This is a genomic window from Listeria grayi DSM 20601, from assembly GCF_000148995.1.
In the GTDB taxonomy this organism is placed as follows: domain Bacteria; phylum Bacillota; class Bacilli; order Lactobacillales; family Listeriaceae; genus Listeria; species Listeria grayi.
In genome coordinates, this window is the sequence record NZ_GL538352.1 from 529,961 (window position 1) to 554,485 (window position 24,525).

General features: G+C 40.2%; 27 protein-coding genes. 22 read left to right on the forward strand and 5 right to left on the reverse strand.

The window, feature by feature from the left end; genetic code table 11:
- Positions 1 to 107: 107 nt before the first annotated feature.
- The 6 genes from HMPREF0556_RS02800 to tagD all read left to right on the forward strand — a co-directional run bounded on the left by HMPREF0556_RS02800 (position 108) and on the right by tagD (position 4,940).
- Positions 108 to 506: a DUF4064 domain-containing protein gene (locus tag HMPREF0556_RS02800; RefSeq protein WP_003755289.1), complete on the forward strand. Its 399-nt coding sequence runs from the start codon at positions 108 to 110 to the stop codon at positions 504 to 506.
- Between the two features lie 27 nt (positions 507 to 533).
- Positions 534 to 1,169, forward strand: a complete 636-nt coding sequence (locus HMPREF0556_RS02805; protein ID WP_003755291.1) for a hypothetical protein — start codon at positions 534 to 536, stop codon at positions 1,167 to 1,169.
- 134 nt (positions 1,170 to 1,303) lie between these two features.
- Entirely contained in the window at positions 1,304 to 1,558 is a 255-nt protein-coding gene (locus tag HMPREF0556_RS02810) for a DUF3116 family protein (RefSeq protein ID WP_003755293.1), read from the forward strand.
- Positions 1,559 to 1,757: 199 nt separating this feature from the next.
- Positions 1,758 to 3,140, forward strand: coding sequence for a polysaccharide pyruvyl transferase family protein (locus tag HMPREF0556_RS02815; protein ID WP_003755295.1), 1,383 nt, complete (start codon positions 1,758 to 1,760; stop codon positions 3,138 to 3,140).
- Positions 3,141 to 3,343: 203 nt separating this feature from the next.
- Positions 3,344 to 4,507 carry a CDP-glycerol glycerophosphotransferase family protein gene (locus HMPREF0556_RS02820; RefSeq protein ID WP_139028040.1) on the forward strand — a complete coding sequence of 388 codons (1,164 nt, stop codon included), beginning with the start codon at positions 3,344 to 3,346 and terminating at the stop codon, positions 4,505 to 4,507.
- Positions 4,508 to 4,529: 22 nt separating this feature from the next.
- Complete coding sequence (gene tagD, locus HMPREF0556_RS02825) at positions 4,530 to 4,940, forward strand: glycerol-3-phosphate cytidylyltransferase (protein ID WP_003755299.1); 411 nt, start codon at positions 4,530 to 4,532, stop codon at positions 4,938 to 4,940.
- 31 nt (positions 4,941 to 4,971) lie between these two features.
- Here the strand turns inward: tagD and HMPREF0556_RS02830 are convergent, their stop codons facing one another.
- From HMPREF0556_RS02830 to HMPREF0556_RS02845, 5 genes are all read right to left on the reverse strand, one after another.
- Positions 4,972 to 5,166, reverse strand: a complete 195-nt coding sequence (locus tag HMPREF0556_RS02830) for a hypothetical protein (RefSeq protein WP_003755301.1) — start codon at positions 5,164 to 5,166, stop codon at positions 4,972 to 4,974.
- A 56-nt stretch (positions 5,167 to 5,222) separates the two neighbouring features.
- The gene (locus HMPREF0556_RS02835; RefSeq protein ID WP_036106478.1) at positions 5,223 to 6,068 is read right to left on the reverse strand and encodes a YitT family protein; all 846 of its coding nucleotides are present in this window, start codon (positions 6,066 to 6,068) and stop codon (positions 5,223 to 5,225) included.
- A gap of 295 nt (positions 6,069 to 6,363) precedes the next feature.
- Positions 6,364 to 6,516 carry a hypothetical protein gene (locus tag HMPREF0556_RS13380; RefSeq protein WP_169308989.1) on the reverse strand — a complete coding sequence of 51 codons (153 nt, stop codon included), beginning with the start codon at positions 6,514 to 6,516 and terminating at the stop codon, positions 6,364 to 6,366.
- 134 nt (positions 6,517 to 6,650) lie between these two features.
- Positions 6,651 to 7,442, reverse strand: a complete 792-nt coding sequence (locus HMPREF0556_RS02840) for an SDR family NAD(P)-dependent oxidoreductase (protein WP_040486415.1) — start codon at positions 7,440 to 7,442, stop codon at positions 6,651 to 6,653.
- A gap of 183 nt (positions 7,443 to 7,625) precedes the next feature.
- Positions 7,626 to 7,841, reverse strand: a complete 216-nt coding sequence (locus HMPREF0556_RS02845) for a helix-turn-helix domain-containing protein (protein WP_003755309.1) — start codon at positions 7,839 to 7,841, stop codon at positions 7,626 to 7,628.
- A 148-nt stretch (positions 7,842 to 7,989) separates the two neighbouring features.
- Between HMPREF0556_RS02845 and HMPREF0556_RS02850 the strand changes: the two genes are divergently transcribed.
- The 16 genes from HMPREF0556_RS02850 to hslV all read left to right on the forward strand — a co-directional run bounded on the left by HMPREF0556_RS02850 (position 7,990) and on the right by hslV (position 24,516).
- A complete protein-coding gene (locus HMPREF0556_RS02850) occupies positions 7,990 to 8,376 on the forward strand; it encodes a helix-turn-helix domain-containing protein (protein WP_003755311.1) in 387 nt (128 codons plus the stop codon).
- 215 nt (positions 8,377 to 8,591) lie between these two features.
- On the forward strand, positions 8,592 to 9,413 hold the full coding sequence (gene proB / locus HMPREF0556_RS02855) for a glutamate 5-kinase (protein WP_003755312.1): 822 nt from the start codon (positions 8,592 to 8,594) through the stop codon (positions 9,411 to 9,413).
- A 1-nt stretch (position 9,414) separates the two neighbouring features.
- The gene (locus HMPREF0556_RS02860) at positions 9,415 to 10,656 is read left to right on the forward strand and encodes a glutamate-5-semialdehyde dehydrogenase (RefSeq protein ID WP_003755314.1); all 1,242 of its coding nucleotides are present in this window, start codon (positions 9,415 to 9,417) and stop codon (positions 10,654 to 10,656) included.
- A gap of 198 nt (positions 10,657 to 10,854) precedes the next feature.
- Entirely contained in the window at positions 10,855 to 11,790 is a 936-nt protein-coding gene (locus HMPREF0556_RS02865) for a hypothetical protein (RefSeq protein ID WP_003755318.1), read from the forward strand.
- Positions 11,791 to 11,913: 123 nt separating this feature from the next.
- The gene (gene tig / locus HMPREF0556_RS02870; protein WP_003755319.1) at positions 11,914 to 13,200 is read left to right on the forward strand and encodes a trigger factor; all 1,287 of its coding nucleotides are present in this window, start codon (positions 11,914 to 11,916) and stop codon (positions 13,198 to 13,200) included.
- Positions 13,201 to 13,359: 159 nt separating this feature from the next.
- Entirely contained in the window at positions 13,360 to 14,616 is a 1,257-nt protein-coding gene (gene clpX, locus HMPREF0556_RS02875; RefSeq protein WP_036106492.1) for an ATP-dependent protease ATP-binding subunit ClpX, read from the forward strand.
- Positions 14,617 to 14,766: 150 nt separating this feature from the next.
- Complete coding sequence (sipX, locus tag HMPREF0556_RS02880; RefSeq protein ID WP_003755323.1) at positions 14,767 to 15,327, forward strand: type I signal peptidase SipX; 561 nt, start codon at positions 14,767 to 14,769, stop codon at positions 15,325 to 15,327.
- Between the two features lie 28 nt (positions 15,328 to 15,355).
- Positions 15,356 to 15,895 carry a signal peptidase I gene (gene lepB / locus HMPREF0556_RS02885; RefSeq protein ID WP_036106495.1) on the forward strand — a complete coding sequence of 180 codons (540 nt, stop codon included), beginning with the start codon at positions 15,356 to 15,358 and terminating at the stop codon, positions 15,893 to 15,895.
- 104 nt (positions 15,896 to 15,999) lie between these two features.
- Positions 16,000 to 16,542: a type I signal peptidase SipZ gene (gene sipZ / locus HMPREF0556_RS02890; RefSeq protein WP_003755326.1), complete on the forward strand. Its 543-nt coding sequence runs from the start codon at positions 16,000 to 16,002 to the stop codon at positions 16,540 to 16,542.
- A 14-nt stretch (positions 16,543 to 16,556) separates the two neighbouring features.
- Entirely contained in the window at positions 16,557 to 17,426 is an 870-nt protein-coding gene (gene ylqF / locus HMPREF0556_RS02895; protein ID WP_003755328.1) for a ribosome biogenesis GTPase YlqF, read from the forward strand.
- A complete protein-coding gene (locus tag HMPREF0556_RS02900; protein WP_003755330.1) occupies positions 17,423 to 18,202 on the forward strand; it encodes a ribonuclease HII in 780 nt (259 codons plus the stop codon). Before ylqF ends, HMPREF0556_RS02900 begins: the two co-directional genes overlap by 4 nt.
- A gap of 157 nt (positions 18,203 to 18,359) precedes the next feature.
- Positions 18,360 to 19,220, forward strand: coding sequence for a DNA-processing protein DprA (dprA, locus tag HMPREF0556_RS02905; protein WP_040486416.1), 861 nt, complete (start codon positions 18,360 to 18,362; stop codon positions 19,218 to 19,220).
- Positions 19,221 to 19,432: 212 nt separating this feature from the next.
- Complete coding sequence (topA, locus tag HMPREF0556_RS02910) at positions 19,433 to 21,511, forward strand: type I DNA topoisomerase (RefSeq protein WP_040486417.1); 2,079 nt, start codon at positions 19,433 to 19,435, stop codon at positions 21,509 to 21,511.
- A gap of 48 nt (positions 21,512 to 21,559) precedes the next feature.
- Positions 21,560 to 22,864, forward strand: a complete 1,305-nt coding sequence (trmFO, locus tag HMPREF0556_RS02915; RefSeq protein ID WP_040486418.1) for an FADH(2)-oxidizing methylenetetrahydrofolate--tRNA-(uracil(54)-C(5))-methyltransferase TrmFO — start codon at positions 21,560 to 21,562, stop codon at positions 22,862 to 22,864.
- 192 nt (positions 22,865 to 23,056) lie between these two features.
- Positions 23,057 to 23,962, forward strand: a complete 906-nt coding sequence (gene xerC / locus HMPREF0556_RS02920) for a tyrosine recombinase XerC (protein WP_040486419.1) — start codon at positions 23,057 to 23,059, stop codon at positions 23,960 to 23,962.
- Positions 23,963 to 23,976: 14 nt separating this feature from the next.
- On the forward strand, positions 23,977 to 24,516 hold the full coding sequence (hslV, locus tag HMPREF0556_RS02925) for an ATP-dependent protease subunit HslV (protein ID WP_003755338.1): 540 nt from the start codon (positions 23,977 to 23,979) through the stop codon (positions 24,514 to 24,516).
- Positions 24,517 to 24,525: the final 9 nt, after the last annotated feature.

A 24,525-nucleotide genomic window follows, 5' to 3' on the forward strand; every position in this document is an offset into this window, starting at 1 on the left:
GCAATAAAGATGGCGTTTGCTAGAACTTTCTGCAGGAGTTACACCTATTCAAAACTAGCTAGTTACTATATAATCAATATGAAGAATAAACAGAAAGAGGTTACAAAATGAATAATAGAAAAGCAGAATTTATTTTAGCCATCATTGGTGCAAGTTTAGCAGTCCTCGGGGTGCTCATCATGGGAGGAATAGTACTTCTCGCAACCTTTTCAGCTGTTAGAGAAGCTCCTCAAATGGCTACGGACGATCAAATTGGGATGGTTATTGGCGGAGCATTCATCGGTATCAACTTTATTTTAGCGGTCATTGCTAGTGTATTTGGATTTATTGCTGCATTTAAAATGAAAAATGGCACATCTGTTAAGGGTTGGTCCATCGTATTAGTTGTGGTCGGCGGGCTTTGTTTCTTTAGCTATGGCTCGATCACAGGCATTCTTTTCTTGATTGCTGGAATCCTATCGCTTGTAAAATCGGCAAATGAAAAAAAGACATTCGATACTTTTTAATAAAAATACGTAAAAAAGAGGCTGCTTATGACATTTAAAACAAAAAAAATCATGATCTACAGCATATTGATACTTATTGTCATTGGACTTGCATTCGGAGGCTATTGGTTTTATAAACTTAAACAATTTGCTTATTTAGAAGTCAAAAATTATCCGATGCACGTGAAAAAAGCATTTCCTTATAATTATAATGTCGGGGAAGCAGAGGGTAAATCGGGGCTGGAAGTACATTTTAAAAAAGCAAACAAACTTTCTGAAATAAGAATGGATTCCCCGAATAACCTTAGTTATTCCGGTGAAAAACAAACCTCGCGAGCTGCTATTTATTTTGATGACAAAATTTCGACACAATTGGAACTATACAGCTTAGTGGTGAAAAGTAATCAGAATGATAAAGTGACGATCCATGTGGATGCTGCACACACGCAATTTACGATCGGCATCAAAAACGGGGAAAGCATCGATGTCGCTCTTGTATCCCATGATCGAGAAAATGAACTCACTGTGAATCCTAGCGATGACCCAGAATATGAGTATCATCATTATACACTCACTGGCAAACAACTGGTTTTCAAACTTGTTCCGCATGATAAGCGCTCTGAAAAAAATGAATGGTCTGTAGAGGGCGCAGGAAAAGTACCCAAAAAAATAATAGCAGAGTAAATATTCGAAAAAAGTGTGTTAGGATAGCTAGCGCACTTTTTTAGTTTGGCGAGAAGCAAATTCGTGGTATATTCTTTATAACAACCATTCAGTGGGGATTGAATGAGCATAGCACGGGATAAGGGGGAGAGGACATGTGGCAGCCGAACCAAAAACAAATCCAGGAAGTGATCCGTTTAGTGAAAGATCCTAATTTCGCTATGCCGATTTTTAATTATGATAGTTTTGATACCTTTCATGTGGAAATGACGAAAAACGAACTGCTTCAAACTGCTTATTGGCTAGAATACAACGGGTACATAGAGCGGCGTCCAGTAATGGCAAATAATCCAAAACGGTATTATCTGACAGAAGTTGGCAAACTATTAGAAAGATCCATTCACGAATAACAAGTTTACTTGCGAACAAGTAGACTTATTGATTTTGGAAGAAAAAGCGTATATTAGGTGTCATTGATTACAGTTTAGTGAAATATTATTTCATTTAATTAACAATTAGCCATCTATTTGCTTACAGTCATTGTAAGATAAGCTGTAGTTCGTTATCCTGTTACTATAAGTGATAAAACACAGGGGGCAATAAATAACTATGAAACGCTTTTTAATACGTTCTGGCATCTCTCCATTGGATGTCAAAAGTCCAGAAGAAATCATTGCGAAAAATTCAATCGGCGGGAATGTCGGCAACCTTATTTATGCGTATAGTGTCTATCGTACATTAACAACAGAAGACGTTACTTTTGTGCCAGATAATTACCGCATCAATCCAAGTGATGCTGATAAGATCAACAAAGAATATGATTGTTACATAATTCCATTAGCGGATGCATTCCGCCCAGATTTTGTTTCTAGTTTAAGAAAGTATGCAAAATTGATCAAAAAACTCACCATTCCTGTTATTGTGATCGGAGTGGGGTTAAGAGCGCCTTTTGAACCGAAACTCAACGAAGGCTTCCCATTTGATGATGACGTAAAAGCATTTGTAAGTGCTGTTCTTGAAAAGTCATCTATCATTGGTGTGCGGGGACAAATCACTGCAGATTATCTGACAAGACTAGGTTTTAAAGAAGGCAAAGACCATATGGTGATCGGCTGTCCTTCCATGTATGCGTTCGGTCCAGAGCTGAACATTCGCGATACCACGATTACAAAAGATTCCTTGATCGGAGTTAACTCGTCCAAACTTTCGCCGGACAACGTATTAGATTTTATACAACGATCAACAGAAGAATTTCCGAATTATTACTTCATTCCTCAGTGGTTGACGGAGATGAAGCTTACTTATCTCGGCAATGCAAAGATCAAAGCGACTTCTGCATATTATCCGAATGATTTGAGCCATAAATTTTATCAAGAAGGCCGTGTGAAATTCCCGCTAAATGCGCCGAAGTGGATCGACTTTTTGAAAGAGGCTGACCTTGTTTTCGGTGCTCGTCTTCATGGTAATATCACAGCAGTCATCGCTGGAACACCAAGTATTTTGATTCCAAAAGATGCACGAATGAGAGAACTGACAGAGTTTCATGACCTTACGCACATTTGGGCAAACGAAATTACTGCCGAAACAAAATTGGCGGACGTTATCGAGCAAGTAGATTTTAAATCGCCAGAAAAAAACCATGCTGCTCATTTCGAGAATTACATTGAATTTCTAAATAAGAACGAGCTAGATCACATTTACAAATCCGGCAACTATCCAGCAAGTGTCCCATTGGATGATCAGTTAGCTAAACTGGATCTGTTAGAGCCAGTTGACGCGATCACGAGATTGAGTATGGCCGAAGCAGGAGAACGTTGGGTCGAACACCAAAGTTATGTGGATAAAATAATGAAAGAAAAAGATCAAAAAATCAAAGATCTAAACGCGACAATCAATAAGAAAAACAAGAAATTATACAAACACGAAGGCACGCTTAATCGCAAAGCTGTAAAACTAGCACTTAATATTGCGGATCGTTTTTCTTCTAAATAATTGCTTCTATCCGAAAACCTCACGCTATTTAACGCGTGAGGTTTTTTTCGAGGGAAAATATTGAATTTTTCAACTATAACAAACAAACTATTTACAAAAATATAAGTAGTAAACAAGTGATTGTTATGATATTATAAATTTTGTTAGTATTGTGTTAAAAATTTGTAAACAACCTCGATAAAAAAGGGAAAGAAGTGGGCATTTTGAGGAGACTTAAAGCAAGGGCAACTACTTTTTTTATAAATGGGTTCATGCGCATCTTTGATTTGTTGCCAAAACGAAAAAGAGTCATCTTCGAGAGCTTTTTCGGTAAACAATATAGCGACAGTCCAAAAGTGATTTATGAATATCTAAAAAAACATAAGCTTTTTAAAGAAAAACAATTGATCTGGGTAGTGAAATCAGGATTTGAGAAGGAATTTGAAGATCTTGATCTTATTTGTGTACGAAGAAATAGCCTTAAGTGGTTGTTCTATTTAGCTACATCCAGTTACTGGGTCAATAACATTCGAATGCCGAACTGGGTCTACAAAAGTAACCGGACGACTTACCTGCAGACATGGCACGGCACACCTATAAAAAAATTAGGTCTGGACATTGAGCATGTGACTATGCCGGGAACCAATACGGCCAAATATCACCGGAATTTCGTGGAAGCGACCTCGAAGTGGGATTATATGATCGCTCAAAATGATTACGCAGCTAAAATCTTTGAAGAAGCATTCCACCTCGAACAAGAGAAAATATTAACCATGGGCTATCCGCGAAATGAAGAATTGACCAAGGTCGATGAACAAGAAAACCAACGAATAAAAGAGCGGCTGCATTTGCCGCAAGATAAAAAAATTATTCTGTTTGCACCGACATGGCGAGATAATCAGAATTATAAAAGAGGTGAGTATATTGGAGAAATCCTCTTTGACCTCGAAAAAATGTATGAAGCACTACACAAAGACTACATTTTATTGATAAAATGGCATTATCTCATCAGCGATAAAATGGTGATCCCAGAGAAATATCAACATTTCGCTTTCAAACCGCCACAACATATCAATATCAACGAATTATTCAAGATCAGTGATGTTTTAGTTACAGATTATTCGTCAGTGATGTTTGATTTTGCGAATTTAGATCGAAAAATTCTTTTTCATATTCCAGATTATGAGGAATATAAGAGCGATACCCGCGGATTATATTTTGATTTGACAAAGACTTTTCCATTAAGTACCTCATTTAGAACAAAAGATTTGATCCGTAACATTTTAAACGAAGAAAATGAGTCCGCTGCATTTTTTGAACAGCTTTGCTACTTAGATAAAAGACATCCTACGGAAAAAATCGTCAATAAAGTCTTTTATCATAGGTAAACGAAATAGAGGAGGAGACAGCATGAAAAAAGTAATCACTTATGGAACGTTTGATTTATTACATTGGGGACATATTAATTTACTGAAACGAGCAAAATCATTAGGCGATTATTTAGTGGTAGCGATCTCGACTGATGAATTTAATGCTGTCAAACATAAGCAGTCGTTCCATAATTATGAGAACCGCAAACTTATTTTGGAAGCGATTCGTTATGTAGATGAAGTCATTCCAGAAAATGACTGGGAACAAAAAATATCGGATGTGCAGGCACATGATATCGATATTTTTGTAATGGGAAATGATTGGGAAGGTAAATTCGATTTTTTAAAAGATTATTGCGAAGTTATTTACTTGGAACGGACAGAAGGAATCTCCACTACGCAAATAAAAAAGGATCTTTCTGGATCCAATAATAAGGATACAGATAAATAAAAATAACCTCCGCTGACCAACGCAGCGGAGGTTATTTCTTTTGATTCCAGTAATACGCGCATAAAACCCCAATGCCCCCAACTGTGAGCATGATAATACCGATCACCATATTTTCAAAATTACTAAAATCCCAAAACAGTGAAATCCCAATGTTGATAAGCCCTAAAATAATAAAGATGCAGCCAATAACAAGCAAGGTAATTAACGAATAAGAACTATTTTTCATCACTGTTACCTCACTTTTAAAATAGAATGCTTCTCTAGTATAACAAAAAAGGGAGGTTATTCGCTGGTAATCTGCTTCGTAAATCCTTCACCAACGACACTTTGTGCATCATTGATGATGAAAAAGGCTTTATCATCATGACGATTTACGATTTTAGTGAGCGGCAAAAGTTGTGCCCGGCTGATCACGATATACAGAATCATTTTATCTTGTTTCAAATAATAGCCTTGTCCATGGAAAAGAGTGATGCCACGTTCCAATTCTTGATCGATATCCGCAGCGATCGCTTCGTATTTCTCGGAAATGATCGTAACGGATTTTTTCGGGTTATAGCCTTCCAAAATGAAATCTAATACTTTGGTAGAGATATAAAGGGAAACGATCGTTAGCAACATATTTTCAAGTCCAATAACAAAAACGGACGGAATAACCACGATCAAATCAAAGAATAGAAGGGCATAGCTAGTATTCCAGCCCAGGTATTTATTGGCGATCTTTGCTAAAATCGCGCTTCCTGCTGTTGTTCCGCCGCCATTCATAATCAGCCCCATCCCGATTCCCATCAAAGATCCGGCAGCGAGTGCGCCGATGATCGTTTGGTGCGGGTGGAATGCAAGTGGTTCTGTAAAATGTAGGAAAATAGCTGTAAAACTGATTGCCACGATCGTCCATAGGATCGTGCTGCGGTCTAAGTAACGATAACCGATAATCATTAGGATCCCATTGAAAATCAGGGTTGTGATCGCAGGTGCGATCCCTACTAGATAATAGAGCAGCATTGTAAGGCCGGTGACGCCGCCTTCCCCTAAATGGCTAGGAATCGCAAAGACATTCACTGCCAAGGAAAATAGAAAAGCACCAACCACAATTTTTATTAAGTTCAATACGGTTTCTTTTTTCATTTTTTTCTCCTTTCTGTGCATAAAAAAAGACCCCAAAGAATAACCAAGACGGTAATTCGGAGTCTTTTTATCAAAAAAGCATTAAGGCATCGATTTGCCATTAACTGTCTCACCATAAAAAAGCTATATTACAAAATTAATATATCATAGTAATAAAAAGTTGACAAGCTTCCTTTTTAAGAGCAAACCAATCAGGAAAAAATCGCCATAAACGGCATGAAATTAAGTATCAGTAAACCGAGTAAAACGCCGATGACGATTTTAATGACAAGTGGTTTTTCACTTTGCTCGTTCTTCATTTGGTAGCCTCCTTATTTGTCCAATGTGCAAATTCATTTTTTAATGGGAAATAGGTCGTCGTCTTTTTCTTATAGATTTGAAGGATAAACAAGACCGTCAAATAGACAGGTATCGATAAAATGAGCATCATAAAAAGTCCTTTTTTCATCCAATCACTCCTTTTCTTAGCAATACCAATTCTCTCTCTAGTGTACCAAAGTATAGGACTGATATGCAATTTTTGTAACATAAATTTGGAAAACACCCCAAAAATAATTTTTTGGAGTGCTTTTCGTTATAAGCTTAGAAAATAGTTGGGACCATACCGCCATCTGCTCGAATAGCCGCGCCACTGAACCCGGTTGCTAGTGGGCTACTGATGAATGTCACCAAACGGCCGATTTCTTCCGGCTTGATCAATTTCTCGATTTGCGAAAGGGGACGATGCTTCACCATGAAAACGTGTTCTTTTTCCGTAAATTCCATGTCATCCGGATACATATCATTCAACATATCCGTCACGCCTTCTGTTAATGTGGAGCCGGGCATCACCGTGTTGACAGTTACGTTAGTTCCTTTTGTAAGTTTGGATAGGCTTTTAGCAAGGGAGAGTTGCATCGATTTCGTCATACTGTATTGCGGCATTTCTCCAGAAGGCATGATGGCCTCTTCACTGGCAATAAAGATAATTCTGCCAGAATTGCGATCCAGCATTTTGGGAAGATAAAATTTTGCCAGTGCATTTCCAGCTAAGACATTTAGATGGAAAAAGCGATTCCACGTGTCATCATCGATATCATAGTAATCCATTGGTTGAAAGATCCCCATGTTATTGACAAGGATGTCGACTTCCGGAAAAGCCTCGAATAAGGCTGTTTGATCCTCTGTCTTACCTAAGTCATATGCCGCAGATCGAGGCTCTGTTTCTGGAAAGCTTTTTTTCAGTTCTGCTACGGCTGCTGCTGTATCCGACTGACTTCGTCCATTAACAATAACGTGTACACCTTCTTTTGCTAATTCTTCGGCAATGGCACGGCCGATTCCTTTTGTTGAGCCAGTAACAAGTGCTGTTTTTCCTGTTAATTTCATTTCCATCTTTTTACACCTCATTATCTTATTATTAGTAGTTATACCATTATTATTATATAAGTAAACAATGCCTTTGCTAAGTACGGACTTTTTTCTCCTATAGACACAAAAAAGTAATAAAAAACAGCCTACCCATATTTGGCAAGCTGATAGCAGTTTCTTTTATTTATCTTTAGGATGGACGAGAGATCAATCGTAAAATTCCCGAATATCGCACATCAAAATCTCACTTAAAATGATCGCATTTCGATAGGATAAACGAACCTTACCACTTTCAATGGCGCTGTACCCGCTCGTATAGCGATATCCCATTTTTCTTGCAACAAAGGCTTGAGTAATTCCCCGATCTAAACGCAACTGTTTGATTTTAGCAATGTTAATTTGCTTAGATGCTGATAGTTTCATCGTGCTGCCTCCTTAACACATATTGAGTGATATTATTCATAATAACAACTCTAAACGAATGTGTCAAATCACTATACATTCTTGTTGTGTTGAATTATAGTTAAATTGACCAAGATATTATATAATGTAGGTCAAAGGAGTGAAATCTATGCCTATATTAAGTCAGCGACTAACTTTACTTAGAGAGAACCAAGGTTGGTCAAAAGCAGAAACAGCAAGAAGATTAGGATTAAAAGCCCCTTCAACCTACGGCAATTGGGAGTATGGAATACGGGAGCCAGACTTGCAAATGGTTGCAAACATTGCCGAGCTTTATGATGTAAGTGTAGATTACTTGATCGGACAAGACGATGAAACAGATGCGCAGGGAAATGTTTTAAATGTAGATATTCAGTTGGAACGACTTTGCATGGATTTGAAAGGTAGTAGCTTACTAAAGCTGAATGGCCAGGATCTAGCACCGGAGATCGCTACTTTCATGCGGGAATCATTGTTATTTGTTCTCGAGCAAGCAAAAACATTAAATGAAAAATAAAAAACACACGGAAGCTGTAAAGATCATTTTTACAGTTTTCGTGTGTTTTCCGTCGTAATATCTATTTTTATTATACCAGATATCGTTCAAATTCCCAACAAAAAAATGAATAATGCGTGAAATACCTGAAAATTCGCTCAAAAATACTTTGTAATCGGTTGGATTTTAGTTTATAATTCAAACTAAAATCGTGAGAAGAAAAGGGGAAGAAGAGCATGCGTAGCGCGCTAAAAAACTGCGAACGAATCGTTGTCAAAGTTGGAACTAGTACATTGATGTATGACAATGGGAATGTCAATCTGCGGGCGATCGAAAAGTTAGCCCGTGTCCTAGCCGATCTGAAGAACGAAGGTAAGGAAGTCATTCTTGTATCTTCGGGAGCGATCGGAGTAGGTTGCCATAAATTGAATCTATCGATCAAACCGCAGACGATCCCTGAAAAGCAGGCAGTTGCTGCGGTCGGACAAACAGAGCTCATGCATCTTTACAGCAAGTTTTTCGGAGAATACGGCTATATGACCGGACAAGTTTTGCTGACTCGCGATGTGACTGACTTCCCGCAAAGCCGCGAAAATGTTGTCAATACCTTGGAGACATTGATTAAAAAGGGGATCATTCCGATTGTCAATGAGAATGATACGGTGGCAGTGGAAGAAATCGAGCATTTAACGAAATATGGCGACAATGACCGTTTGTCAGCTATTGTGACTAAGTTGATCCAAGCGGACATTTTGATCATGCTCTCCGATATTGACGGTTTTTATGAGGAAAACCCGCTTGTTAATCCGGAGGCGAAAATGTTTCATGAGATAACAGCAGTCACTCCAGCATTAAAACAGCTTGCTGGCGGTGAAGGGACTGTATTCGGAACTGGTGGCATGTATACCAAACTGCTGGCTGCGGAATACTGCCTAGCTGCTGATAAACAAATGCTGCTTATCAATGGACAAGATCCAGCCTTGATCTTTGCAGCAATCAATGGGGAAATGCACGGCACGCTGTTTTCAAAAAGAAAGCAAATGATCGGAGGCGAATGAAATGGCAGATCTAAACAAACAAGGCAGGTCAGCTCGGCAGGCTGCTCGGCGTCTGGCAGCTGCTACTAGAAGCGAAAAAGATGAAGTGCTATTGGCACTGAGTCGAAATATCGTAAAAGCAGAAAGAGACATACTGGCGGCGAATGCCAAGGATCTGGAAGCTGCAAAGGCAAATGGTATGTCCGCGTCGATGCAGGATCGATTACTGCTTGATCACGCTCGGCTAGAGAGCATTGCACAAGGGGTACGTGATGTGGCTGCATTGCCCGATCCAATCGGCGAAGTAGATCGAATGTGGAAACCGGAGAATGGTTTGACGATCGGCAAAGAACGGGTACCACTCGGTGTTATCGGTATTATCTTTGAGTCGCGCCCAAATGTGACGGTCGATGCCGCTGTTTTATGCTTCAAATCAGGAAATGCCGTGATTTTAAAAGGCGGTAGCGATGCATATCGATCCAACTCAGCGCTTATTCAAGTCATCCAAGCCACCCTTCAAACATACGGATTTCCCGTCGAAGCTATCCAGCTGGCAGATGCTTCCAGAGAGACTGCTCAAGAAATGATGCGCTTGAATGGTCTCATCGATGTGCTGATCCCAAGAGGCGGTGCGAATTTGATTAGAACGGTCGTTGAGAATGCTACCGTACCCGTTATTGAGACGGGCAGTGGCAATTGTCATATCTACGTGGATAAGGAAGCAGATATCGATATGGCAGTTTCGATAGTAGTTAGTGCCAAATGTTCTAGACCCTCTGTTTGCAACGCCTGCGAAACCGTGGTCGTCCATGAAGCCGTAGCTGCTGAGTTTTTGCCTAAAATGGAAGCGCTGATGCAGGAAAAGCAAGTAGAACTCCGCGCAGACAAAGCTGCTCGCCATTATCTCAAAACGGCTGTCGCAGCAACGACAGAAGATTATGCTGCCGAATTTTCCGATTTGATTCTTGCAGTTAAAACTGTGGATTCATTGGATGAAGCAATCGAGCATATCAATCTTTATAGTACGGGACACTCCGAATCGATTATTACCCGTGATTATTTTACAGGCCGGATCTTTCATCGCGAAATCGATTCTGCTGCTGTTTATATCAATGCTTCGACGCGCTTTACAGATGGTTTTGAATTTGGTTTTGGAGCAGAGATCGGCATCAGTACACAAAAACTACATGCTCGCGGTCCGATGGGACTGGCGGAACTGACTTCTACCAAATATATCATCTTTGGAGAAGGCCAAACGAAATAATAGTACTTTGATGAAATATTGATGGTGAAACATGCAAATCAAAAAAATGTTTCCATTACTTTCAGCGATGGGCAGCTTGCCAGTCAAACGATGAAGTTGATCGTTTTTCTTCAAGTTGCTCATTTTTGTGCGGATGCTTGACAAGGTGTTTTTTATCCCATAGAATAAAGCGAATCAAGCTCAAGGGAGTTCTGTAGAATGGATGAAAATAGAAGGTTTCCCACGATCGTAATGAAATTTGCAGATGGTCATAGTGATACGCTATCTGAAGCAGAATATGACAAAGTTGGGATCTACCTAGAAGATAATTATTACCATGATCCGAGTTCTGAAGCTCTGACGTATTTGCTGATCCGTTACTATAATGAAAGAAAGCACTATCTCGATGCCAAAGAGATCGGCCAAGCTTTTTTAACAGATAATGGTTACAGTAAGGCGGTATTGGGAGAATTATCAACCACATACTTAGCGACTGACGAAATGGATACTTATTTTACATTAGTACGAAAATACGTGGCCGAAGAAAAAATCGTCCAAGCGGAGCAGGCGACCGTAATTCCTTTTCCCCGCAAGAGATTGACCGCTAGTAGTGAGGAAATGTATTCCTCTTTTCTGGATTGGAATATTGCCGAACAATTGCAATTTCTACAAAATGTTCGTTTTGAAAAAATAGATTCGTACATTGCGGATTTTCGGCTGCTCTTAAAGACAGAGACCATTTCCCCCTTTGTACAGTCGATTATTTTTGAGATCTTACAGGAAAACCATATCGATGAAAATATAACCGTGCAAAAACTGGGGCGTCAAGCGGTTTTCAATCCAGTGAAAACACCGATCATGGAAGAAAATCCATTTATCCAGACATTCTTTTCCATTTTAAAAGAAAGTTTGGAAAATGATAATCCGAGTTTGCTGATGCAGGTGACGGACATCGTGCAGCAGCATTTATTCCTGCTCTATCCATTTTCACTCGAACCGGAAGAACCCACATTATGGGCACAAGCCTATTATAATTGGATCTCGACTATGTATCATACGCAGCCAATTAAACGGATTGCCGAAACGGAAGAATTGGAACGAGCGCAGCAATTTATCGAACAATTAGAAGAAGCGCAGCAAAAAAATCTCTCATAATGATCTTCCTAGTTTTCAGCTATCAAAATCTGTGTTATTATAAACTAGTATGGCTAAGTGAGGTCATGAGAAAAGAAAGATGCTTAAAAATTGAATTTAATAGATGATGGAGGGAATTGTACCATGTCAGTGAAATGGGAAAAAAAAGAAGGTAACGTGGGTACACTTACTTTTGAAATTGAACAAAGCAAAATCAAAGAAGGTTTAGACAAAGCGTTTGTTAAAGTACGCAAAACTTTGAATGTACCTGGATTCCGTAAAGGAAAAGTACCGCGTCAAATCTTCAACCAACGTTTTGGTGAAGAAGCACTTTATCAAGATGCTTTAGATATATTGTTACCTGAAGTATACTCCGATGCAGTAGACGAAGCTGGTATCGATCCTGTTGATACACCACAAGTAAACGTGGAATCAATGGAAAAAGATCAAACTTGGGTTCTTTCTGCAGAAGTTACTGTGAAACCTGAAGTGAAACTTGGCGATTATAAAGGCTTAGAAGTAGAAAAACGCGATCCAGCATTGACAGATGAAGAAGTGGACGCAGAACTTAAAAGCATGCAAGAACGTCAAGCAGAACTTGTGATCAAAGAAGACGCTGCAACTGATGGCGACACTGTCGTTTTAGACTTTGAAGGATTCAAAGACGGCGAACCATTTGAAGGCGGAAAAGCGGAAAACCATTCGTTAGAAATCGGTTCCGGCCAATTTATCCCAGGTTTTGAAGAACAATTAGTTGGTCTTAAAGCTGACGATGAAAAAGAAATCACGGTTACTTTCCCAGAAGAATACCATGCGGAGGACCTAGCTGGTCAAGAAGCAGTTTTCAAAGTGAAAGTACACGAAGTAAAAACAAAAGAAGTTCCTGAATTAGATGATGAATTAGCAAAAGATATCGACGAAGAAGTAGAATCTTTAGCTGAATTAAAAGAAAAAGTAACAAAACGTCTGCAAGAAGCAAAAGAAGACAGCGTAAAACAAGCGAAACAAGACGAAGTTGTTGCAAAAGCTGTGGAAAATGCAGAAGTGGAGATCCCTCATTCGATGATCCATCATGAAGCAGATCACTTGATGAGCCACTTCACTCAAGATCTTCAAGCTCAAGGATTAACGCCTGAATTGTACTACCAATTCACTGGTCAAACTGCTGAAGGCATGCACGATCAAATGGAACAAGATGCTGAAAAACGCGTTAAAATGAATCTTGTTTTAGAAGCGATCGCAGAAGCAGAAGGTATCGAACCAGCAGAAGCAGAAATCGATGAAGAAGTTTCCACACTAGCTGAAAACTATAATATGGAAAAAGATGCTGTTCGTGCTGCATTAGGCGACTTAAAAGAACTTAAAGCAGATCTTAAAATCCGCAAAGCAATCGAAGTGCTAGTTGATAGCGCGAAAGAAGTTGCGAAGTAAAGCGAGATCTGGCGCTAATGAATAATAAGAGCAGGGCATGAGTTCAACTTATGCCCTGTTTTCCTTAGTACAGATGATTAGTATTTTGAAAGAAGACATGCTATCATAATGAAATAAACAACAAAGAATCGCTAGTTTAGAAGTGGAGGGGTGAAAGTCTTGTTTAAATTTAATGATGAAAAAGGTCAGCTAAAATGTTCTTTCTGCGGCAAAACGCAAGAACAGGTTCGTAAGTTAGTAGCAGGACCAGGTGTATATATTTGTGACGAATGTATCGAATTATGCAACGAAATAATTGAAGAAGAGCTAGGAACATCTGAATTCGTAGATTTTGGTGAAGTGCCAAAACCACAAGAAATCAGAAATATCCTTAGCGAATATGTCATTGGTCAAGAACGTGCGAAAAAAGCATTGTCGGTAGCGGTCTATAACCACTATAAGCGCGTGAACGGTCTTGGTTCCGAAGATGAAGTAGAGCTTTCTAAAAGTAATATCTGTCTGATCGGTCCGACTGGTAGCGGGAAAACCTTGCTTGCCCAAACGTTGGCACGTATTTTGAATGTTCCATTTGCGATCGCGGATGCAACTTCGCTTACAGAAGCTGGATATGTGGGGGAAGATGTAGAAAACATCTTGCTTAAACTCATCCAAGCTGCTGATTTCGATGTTGAAAAAGCGGAGAAGGGCATTATCTATATCGATGAGATCGATAAAGTAGCACGTAAATCCGAAAACCCTTCTATCACAAGAGATGTCTCTGGTGAAGGCGTTCAGCAAGCATTGCTGAAAATTTTAGAAGGAACGGTTGCAAGTGTTCCACCTCAAGGAGGAAGAAAACACCCGCAACAAGAATTTATCCAAATCGATACAAGCAACATTCTTTTCATTGTCGGCGGTGCTTTTGACGGTATAGAACAAATCGTCAAAAATCGCATGGGTGAAAAAGTGATCGGTTTTGGTAGTGATAACCAAAGATTGAAAGAAGACGAAACGTATTTATCGAAAGTCGTTCCAGAAGATCTGCTTCGCTTTGGACTGATCCCAGAGTTCATCGGTCGTCTTCCAGTTATTGCGACATTGGAACAATTGGATGAAGAAGCCTTAGTGTCGATTTTGACAGAACCAAAGAACGCGCTTGTGAAACAATACGTGAAGATGTTGGAACTAGATGACGTAACACTCGAATTTGAGCCAGAAGCACTAAAAGCGATCGCGAAAGAAGCAATCGCTAGAAAAACAGGAGCACGTGGCCTTCGTTCTATCATTGAGAAATTGATGCTAGAAGTGATGTTCGAGATCCCTTCTCGTGATGATATCAAGAAATGTGTCATCACCAAAGAAGCAGTCGAAGGAAACCAAGAACCGCAAGTCGAATTAGCGGATGGTTCTGTGATTCCGATCAAAACTTCCGCTTAAAACAAAAAATGACAAAATTCTGCTTTATGGCAGAATTTTGTCATTTTTTATGTATATGTAATTTTTTATATAATTTGCATGTTTTAAGTATTCCATAAGGTAGCAATCATGGTATACTTTATAGCATAATTGTTAGAAAGGAATAATTGTATGGCAAAATCTAAAAAAACTGAATCAACAGCAGCGAATATATGGAGCTGGGTAAAAGTCATCGTCATTGCTGTAATCATTGCTGCCGGAGTTCGATATTTCCTTATCTCACCGGTAACTGTCAACGGACACTCGATGGATCCAACGTTACATGATGGCGAACACCTTTTTATCAATAAAGTAACAAAACCTAAACGTTTTGATATTATTGTATTTCCTGCACCGGATGATACCAAAGAAGAATATATCAAGCGTGTGATCGGCCTTCCTGGAGATGAAATCGAGTATAAGGCAGATCAACTTTATATTAATGGCAAAAAATATCCGGAAAAATATCTGGATTCGGAAAAAGAAGAATTGGCTGGCGGCTTTTTAACGACGATCAGCAATAAAGAGAACTTCACGATGGAAGATATACCAGGAAGTAGTGGCATGACGGTGCCAAAAGGACAGCTATTTGTACTTGGCGATAATCGTGCTATCAGTAAAGACAGCCGTTATATCGGCTTCATTAAGCAGAAAAATGTCTTGGGGAAAGTGATTTTCTTTAAGAAGAGATAAGAATGACCGTTTGGAAAGGAAGAAATAGATGCGCATAACAACAAATAGACGGCCTTTTCTACGTGGTTTATTTAGCTGGCTTATTATGCTAATGATCGCATTTGTGCTTGCCTTACTACTTAGAATGTATGTGCTCGCGCCAGTTAAAGTTGACGGCAGTTCCATGTTGCCGACTTATCACAATGGAGAACGTCTCTTTATTGAAAAATTGTCAAAACCGAAGCGCTTTGATGTCATCGTTTTTAATGAGCCGTCCGCATTTGGGAAGAATGGCCACTTTATCAAACGAGTCATCGGTTTGCCGGGCGATGCCCTTCGATTTGAAAATGGTGATCTATATGTGAATGACAAGATGTATAAAGAGCCATATTTGAAAAAAGGAACAAAGACGACCATTAGCCCTGATCGCCTTGAGACCACGTTTAGCTTGCAACAGGTCACTGGCGAAAGCAAGGTTCCTCCTCACAAGTACTTTGTATTGGGGGATAACCGCAGCGGCAGTTCAGACAGCCGGGTGTTCAGTTTTATTGATGCTACAGATATCAACGGGAAAATAATTCAATTTTAATAGACAAATCCGCGAAGGAATTTCGCGGATTTGTCTATTAAATGGGCTCTATTTCGTTTATAATGAAAGAGATAAGAGATAGAGGTTGAGAGCGAGGGTGTCAGATGAAAGAGAAAAATTTAAAGCGGTTGTGGTCGTGGATCTGGGCTGCCGTTATTGCCATACTCCTTGCAACCATTATTCGTTTTTATTTATTTGTGCCTATTTTTGTAGACGGGATCTCGATGATGCCGTCGCTTCATAATGATGATCGCGTCATTATCAATCGATTTGCCAATATCGACCGCTTTGATGTGATCGTTTTTCGTGAAAATGATGGAACAGAATATATTAAACGTGTGATCGGTCTGCCCGGTGATCATATCCGTTTCCATAACGATACGCTTTTTATCAATGGCAAAAAATACGAAGAGCCATATTTGAATCGGTATAAAGCAAAATTAAAAGATGGTAATCTAACTGATGATTATGATACTAAAAATCAGTTGAAAAATGGAAAAGTTGCGCAAGGTTCTTATTTTGTACTAGGGGACAACCGCCGGGCAAGTAAGGATAGCAGGATTTTGGGCGAGATTCCTGAAAGCAAGGTTATTGGCCGAGCGATCTTCAGCTACTGGCCGATCCAGAATGTAAAAATAATTAAATGAAATAGGAGTATGATATGACGATACAATGGTTCCCAGGTCACATGGCCAAAGCCAGAAGACAAGTGACGGAAAAATTAAAATTAGTAGATGTTATTTTTGAATTAGTGGATGCCAGATTGCCGCTTTCTTCTGCTAATCCAATGTTAGCAGAGATCATTCATCAAAAGAAAAGAGTCATTATTTTAAATAAAGCGGATCTTGCAGATGAAGTGAGAACAGCGGAGTGGATCGATTATTTCGCTGAACAAGGCTTATTAGCAGTGGCAGTGGATGCACAAGCCGGAAAAGGGATGCACAAAATCAGCCGCGCAGCAGAACTGCTGATGAAAGAGAAATTCGATAATTGGAAAACCAAAGGAATGAAGCCCAGAGCGATTCGGGCGATGATATTAGGTATTCCCAATGTTGGGAAATCCACACTGATCAATCGGTTAGCCAAGAAAAACATTGCCAGAACGGGCAATAAGCCGGGCGTCACCAAAGCGCAGCAATGGATAAAAGTGGAAAAAAGCTTAGAATTATTAGATACGCCGGGGATTTTATGGCCGAAATTTGAGGATCAATCTGTCGGGTTCAAACTGGCATTAACAGGTGCCATTAAAGATGATCTCTTACAAATGGAAGATATTGCTTCTTTTGCCGCTGAGTTTTTCCGCAAAAACTATCCAGAACGTCTGCTCCATTATTTAGAGAATGATACGATCCCGGAAACGAGTCTTGAATTCTTAGGAATGATCGCGGAGAAAAAACGACTCTTTGACCGTTATCAAGACCCGGACTATGATCGTGCCGCCGAAACATTTATTCGCGATATACGCACTCAAAAATTAGGTCGAATAACTTTAGATGATCCGCATGAGAGCAATGATGGAGAAGAACAATGATAGAAAGTATTTCTACAATCAAAGCAAAACTTGCTGAATTAGAATTTTCCATGCAATCTGATTACATCAAGCGGCTTCGCTCTGATTCACGTAAAGGTGTGCAACAAGTTATTCGCGCTTGGGAAAAGAAACAGCAGCAAGCGCAAGAAAGTCTTCTGAAATTACAAGAAATGAAACAATTTGAATCGGAATATCTAAAAGCAGGTTACTCGCGAATCGCCGGTGTCGATGAAGTTGGCAGAGGTCCGCTTGCAGGTCCGGTAGTTGCCGCTGCAGTGATCCTTCCGAATGATTTTTCGGTAACAGGCATCAATGATTCTAAACAGCTCAGCGAGGAGAAACGCCAATATTATTATGATATTATCCGTGAACAAGCAGTAAGTATCGGTATTTCCATCCAATCTCATGAAGTGATCGATCAAGTGAATATCTACGAAGCTACCAAATTAGCGATGGCAGAAGCTTTGGATAATCTGGATCCAGCTCCTGATTTTACTTTGATCGATGCAATGAAGTTGGGTTACTCCAAACAAGAATTAGCAATCATCAAGGGAGATACGAAAAGCATTTCTATTGCTGCTGCTTCGATCATTGCGAAAGTCACGCGTGATTCTTTGATGAAAGAAGCGGAACAACTATATCCGGGCTATGATTTTGCACATAATATGGGTTATGGCACGAAACTGCATTTGGCAGGATTGGATCAGCAAGGTGTTTGTCCGATTCACCGTTTGACATTTGCACCAGTCAAAGCAGCGAATTCGCGTTTTCAATAAAAAACGCAGTCTATTTAATAGAAGAAAAAAGCAAAAAAAGTATTTCTCCATGGAGAAAACTTTTTTTTACGACAGAAAGGAGGGATTTGGTTTTTTTACAACCAGTCTCAAACCGCTTATACTGAGTTCATTACTTGTTAGAAAAGGAGTAGAGACTTTGAATCTAAGGGATAAACAAACTTGGCTGGAACTCGCTTACTGTCCCTCCGTCACAGCTAAGAAACGAGCACAGATATGGCAAAAAACAACGGAAGAAGAATTATCGGATATATCGCTCCGGCAATTCATTCAGCTTTTTTTTCAACCAACCAAAATAGAGCAATTAAAACAGGAATTAGCAGCAGCACCATCTCTTGCGAATGACAAAAATATACTTTTCATTGAAGAGGACACATATCCGTCCTTGCTCCGCGAAATCTATGAGCCTCCACCTATATTATTTTATGAAGGTCAGTTATCCTTGCTAAAGGAAAAAGGTCTGGCAGTAGTGGGAGCTAGAAAAATGACGCCATATGGCAGCCATGCCACCGAACATATCATAAAGGAACTGGTGGCATGTCCATTAACGATAATCAGCGGTCTAGCAGTGGGGATCGATGGTAAAGCGCACCATGCGGCACTGGATCATGGTGGGAATACCATTGCAGTTTTAGGAAGTGGTCTTGCCAATATCTATCCCAAACAGCATCTGGAACTGGCGAGGCGAATTGCGGCAAAAGGCTTGTTGCTGACGGAACATCATCCGAGTATCAAGGCTAACAGTTGGCATTTCCCCGAGCGTAATCGAATCATCAGTGGCTTGTCCAGGGGAACATTAGTGATCGAAGCAGCGACCAGTAGTGGTTCGCTAATCACGGCAAATTTGGCATTGGATCAAAATCGGCTCGTCTATGCCGTCCCCGGTAATATTTTTGACAAAGCCAGTAGTGGAACGAACCAGCTGATTGCAGAAGGGGCGATCGTGGTGCGACAAGCAACAGATATCCTTGAAACTTTTCCTACGTTTGAGCCTTTTTGATCTTTTCAAGTGTTTTAGCTTGTATTTCCCGAGATTTTCAGATAAGTTTGCTTCAGAGTGTTTTTATTTATTCAATTAAAGATTGACAAACCTTTTGATAAAGGATAATATTTACAATTGAATTATGTGCACCAAAGAGAAGCAAATAAGAACATGAGGTAAAGTAAAGAGAATTACCCATGTTGTGGCCCAAATCGGGGAGGAATTTAATCATGGCAGATTATTTAGTTATTGTAGAATCACCTGCTAAAGCTAAAACAATTGAAAAATATCTAGGTAAAAAATTTAAAGTAAAAGCATCAATGGGACACATTCGTGATCTACCCAAAAGTCAAATGGGTGTAGATACTGAGCATGACTTTGAACCACGGTATATCACTATTCGTGGAAAGGGACCAATCTTAAAAGAATTGAAACAAGCTGCTAAAAAAGCTAAAAAAGTATATCTAGCAGCCGATCCCGATCGCGAAGGTGAAGCGATTGCTTGGCACTTAGCGAATAGTTTAGAATTAGATCAATCACAAGAATTACGCGTTGTTTTCAATGAGATCACGAAAGACGCGGTCAAAGAATCGTTTAAACATCCACGTAAAATCGATATGGATCTGGTAGATGCTCAGCAAGCAAGACGTATATTAGACCGACTTGTTGGCTATAATATCAGCCCGATTTTATGGAAAAAGGTCAAAAAAGGACTTAGTGCAGGCCGTGTTCAGTCTGTAGCTTTACGTTTGATCATTGATCGTGAAAAAGAAATCAATAATTTCAAACCGGAAGAATACTGGACGATCGATGGTAATTTCAAAAAAGGTAAGCAAGAATTCCAAGCTAATTTTTACGGCGTAGACGGGAAAAAGAAAAAGCTGTCTAACGCAGAAGAAGTAAAAGAAGTAATGTCCCGCTTAAAAGGAAAACAATTTACGGTTACTGATGTTACGAAAAAAGAACGTTATCGTAATCCAGCTGCACCATTTACCACATCTTCCCTTCAACAAGAGGCAGCACGTAAACTAAACTTCCGTACACGGAAGACAATGATGCTAGCACAACAACTATATGAAGGTATCGCACTCGGTAAGCAGGGAACAGTTGGTTTGATCACGTATATGCGTACGGATTCCACCCGTATTGCTGACTCCGCCGTAGCAGAAGCGAATCAGCACATCATAGAAAAATATGGAAAAGAGTTTACGCGTTCCAAAAAACGAACAGATAAAAATACCAAAGGGGCACAGGATGCGCATGAAGCTATCCGCCCAACAAGCGCACTTCGCTCTCCGTCAGAAATGAAAGATTATCTGAGTAGAGATCAGTATCGCTTATACAAACTGATATGGGAAAGATTTATTGCCAGCCAAATGGCACCGGCTATTTTAGATACGATGCGTGTCGATCTAGATAACAATGGCGTTCAATTCCGCGCCAATGGTTCTAAAGTGAAATTTGCCGGCTTTATGAAGGTGTACGTCGAAAGTAATGATGATAATAAGGAAGAAAAAGAAAATATCTTACCTGATCTCAAAAAAGAAGACAAGGTAGAATCGCAAACTTTAGAACAAAGACAACACTTCACACAGCCACCACCACGCTATACCGAAGCAAGATTGGTGAAAACATTAGAAGAAATCGGCATCGGCCGTCCTTCTACCTATTCTCCTACGCTTGATACGATTCAGCGCCGTAATTATGTATCGCTTACAAATAAACGATTCATCCCAACTGAATTAGGAGAAATCGTCAATGAACTAATTGAAGACTATTTCCCAGAGATCTTAGATGTCAAATTCACAGCGAACATGGAAAACGAGCTAGATGAAGTAGAACATGGGAAAGTCGCATGGGTCAAAGTAATCGATGAGTTCTATAAACACTTTGAGCCGAACGTAGAACGCGCGGATAAAGAAATGGAAAAAATCGAGATCAAAGATGAACCTGCTGGTATTGATTGTGATATCTGCGGATCGCCGATGGTCTATAAAATGGGGAAATACGGAAAATTCCTTGCTTGCAGTAATTTTCCGGAATGCCGAAATACGAAGCCAATCGTTAAAGAAATCGGTGTAACTTGTCCGAAATGTGGCGAAGGCCACGTGATTGAGCGGAAGAGCAAGAAAAAACGGATTTTCTATGGCTGTGATCGTTATCCGGATTGTGATTACGTGTCATGGGATAAACCAGTCGAACGTGCTTGTCCAAAATGTGCGGAACATGCGCTTGTGGAGAAAAAGCTCAAAAAAGGAATCCAAGTTCAATGTACCAACTGTGATTATAAAGAACAAACGCAACAATAAAAGGCTTTAAGGCTTCGCGCTTTAGCCTTTTTGTCTGGGGGGATTAGATTGGAAAAGAAAGTAAATGTGATCGGTGCTGGGCTAGCAGGCAGTGAGGCAGCTTGGCAACTTGCTCAAAGAGGGATTCAGGTAGCACTATATGAAATGCGTCCTGTCAAACAAACTCCAGCGCATCATACGGACAAATTTGCTGAGCTTGTCTGCACCAATAGCTTACGTGCTAATTCTTTAACGAATGCAGTCGGTCTTATTAAAGAAGAGATGCGGATACTTGACTCTATTATTATCAATGCTGCTGATCGAGCTTCTGTTCCAGCGGGAGGAGCGCTCGCAGTGGACCGGCATGAATTTTCCGGCTATATCACTGAGCAAGTCAAACAGCATCCATTCGTTACCGTTTATCAGGAAGAAGTCACGGCCATTCCAGAAGGGCCGACGATAATTGCGACCGGGCCGCTGACAAGTCCGGAACTTGCAGAGAGTATCAAAGCATTGACCGGTTCCTCGTATCTTTACTTTTATGATGCGGCTGCTCCAATAATCGAAAAAGACAGCATCGATATGGATAAAGTCTATTTGAAATCCCGTTATGATAAAGGAGAAGCTGCTTATCTGAACTGCCCGATGACGGAGCGGGAGTTTTTCGCATTTTATCGTGCACTCGTGGAAGCGGAAACAGCGGAACTGAAAGATTTTGAGAAAGAAATCTACTTTGAAGGTTGCATGCCGATCGAAGTAATGGCAAAGCGGGGGATGAAGACATTGCTCTTTGGTCCAATGAAGCCTGTCGGATTAGAAAATCCACATACAGGAAGGCGTCCATATGCGGTCTTACAATTACGGCAGGATGATGCAGCTGGAACGCTTTATAATATGGTTGGCTTCCAGACACATTTAAAATGGGGCGAACAAAAACGAGTATTTCAAATGATCCCCGGTCTCGAAAACGCGGAAATCGTGCGTTATGGGGTCATGCACCGCAACACTTTTATCAATTCGCCGGAAATCCTACTCCCGACTTATCAGCTGAAGGCACGCGAAGATCTATTTTTTGCCGGTCAGATGACTGGTGTGGAAGGCTATGTAGAATCTGCGGCGAGCGGACTTGCAGCGGGCATTAACGCTGCGAAGTATGTCTCGGGCGAAGAGCCGATCACTTTCCCACGTGAGACAGCTATCGGTAGTATGGCACATTACATCACCCATGCGAATCAGCATTCTTTTCAACCGATGAATGTCAATTTTGGTTTGTTTCCCGATTTGACAGATACGATCCGTGAAAAAGAGCTGCGCAACGAAAAAATAGTAGAAAGAGCATTAAATGCACTAAAGGGACTTGCGAAAGAAGTATAAACTATTTATAATGATTTGAGGGATTGTGTAAATAATGCCAATTCTTCAAATCTTTTTTATGATTTTTTATGTTTAGTTGCTCACATAATTACGAATTGATATGCAATTCAAAAAGTTTTGAAAAGTGTCTATAATTATTGCAACTCTTCCATACTTATGTTACCATGAAAGTGTTTGAAAGGTATGAATATAATGGATAATGATATTTCCTTCGTGCAATCTTTCTTGACTTATTTAGAGAAAGAGCGCAACTATTCCGCTTACACAGTTGCAGCATATAAACAAGATATACACGATTTTCAGACTTTTTTAAAAGAAGAGATTATTGAATCTTTAACCGACGTAAGGTATTTAGAAGTACGCGTCTATTTGACGAGACTTCGCGAGAAAGAGTATTCAAGATCGACCGTATCAAGAAAGCTATCCAGTTTAAGAAGTTTTTATACTTTCTTATTGCGCGACCAGCAGATAGCAGAAAATCCCTTCTCTTATGTCAGTCATTCGAAAAATCACTTAAGGCTTCCAAAATTTTTCTACTCAGAAGAAATGGAGGCTTTGTTTACGGTCGTCTATCAAGATGACAAACTATTGACATTGCGCAACCGGGCCCTGCTTGAAATATTGTATGGGACAGGTATTCGTGTGAGTGAGTGCGCAGATATTCGGCTCGCTGATATCGATGCTACCTATCAGTCGATTTTGATTCGCGGGAAAGGGAATAAAGAACGATATGTCCCTTTTGGTGCCTATGCCGAGGATGCTGTCCAGCTTTATCTGGAAGCGAGTCGCAAAGCTTTGATGGAGAAATATCATAAAGAACATGATTATCTATTTGTAAATCATTACGGTGATCCTTTGACACCACGCGGTATCAGGTATTGTCTTTCTAAGACGATCGAAAGTGCGGCGATGACGCGCAAGATCCACCCGCATATGCTGAGACATACCTTTGCGACTGATCTGCTGAACAATGGCGCAGACATGCGGACGGTCCAAGAATTATTAGGGCATGCGAGCTTGTCTTCCACTCAAATCTATACCCATGTTACGAAGGAGCATCTGAAGGCGACCTACATGAAATTTCACCCGAGGGCATAAAGGAGGAGATAAAAATGGAATTACATGCAACAACGATTTTTGCTGTTCAACACAATGGAAAAGCAGCAATGGCAGGAGACGGACAAGTAACGCTTGGTGAATCTGTCGTGATGAAGCATACCGCTAAAAAAGTGCGGAAACTTTTTAATGGCAATGTGATCGCAGGTTTTGCCGGATCTGTAGCAGACGCTTTTACGTTATTTGAAAAATTTGAAAATAAATTAAATGAATATAACGGTAATTTAGAAAGAGCTTCGGTCGAGCTAGCGAAACAATGGCGCAGCGATAACGTGCTTCGCAAACTGGAAGCAATGCTGATCGTAATGGATAAAGAAAAATTGCTGCTCGTTTCGGGGACAGGGGAAGTAATCGAACCAGATGATGGCATCTTGGCAATCGGCTCAGGCGGCAATTACGCCTTGGCAGCTGGTAGAGCATTGAAACGCTACAGCAGCGAAGTTATTGAAGCAAAAGAGATCGCCCGAAATGCGCTTCAGATCGCCTCGGAAATTTGTGTGTTCACAAACGACCATATTACCGTGGAAGAACTCTAAAGGAGTGAT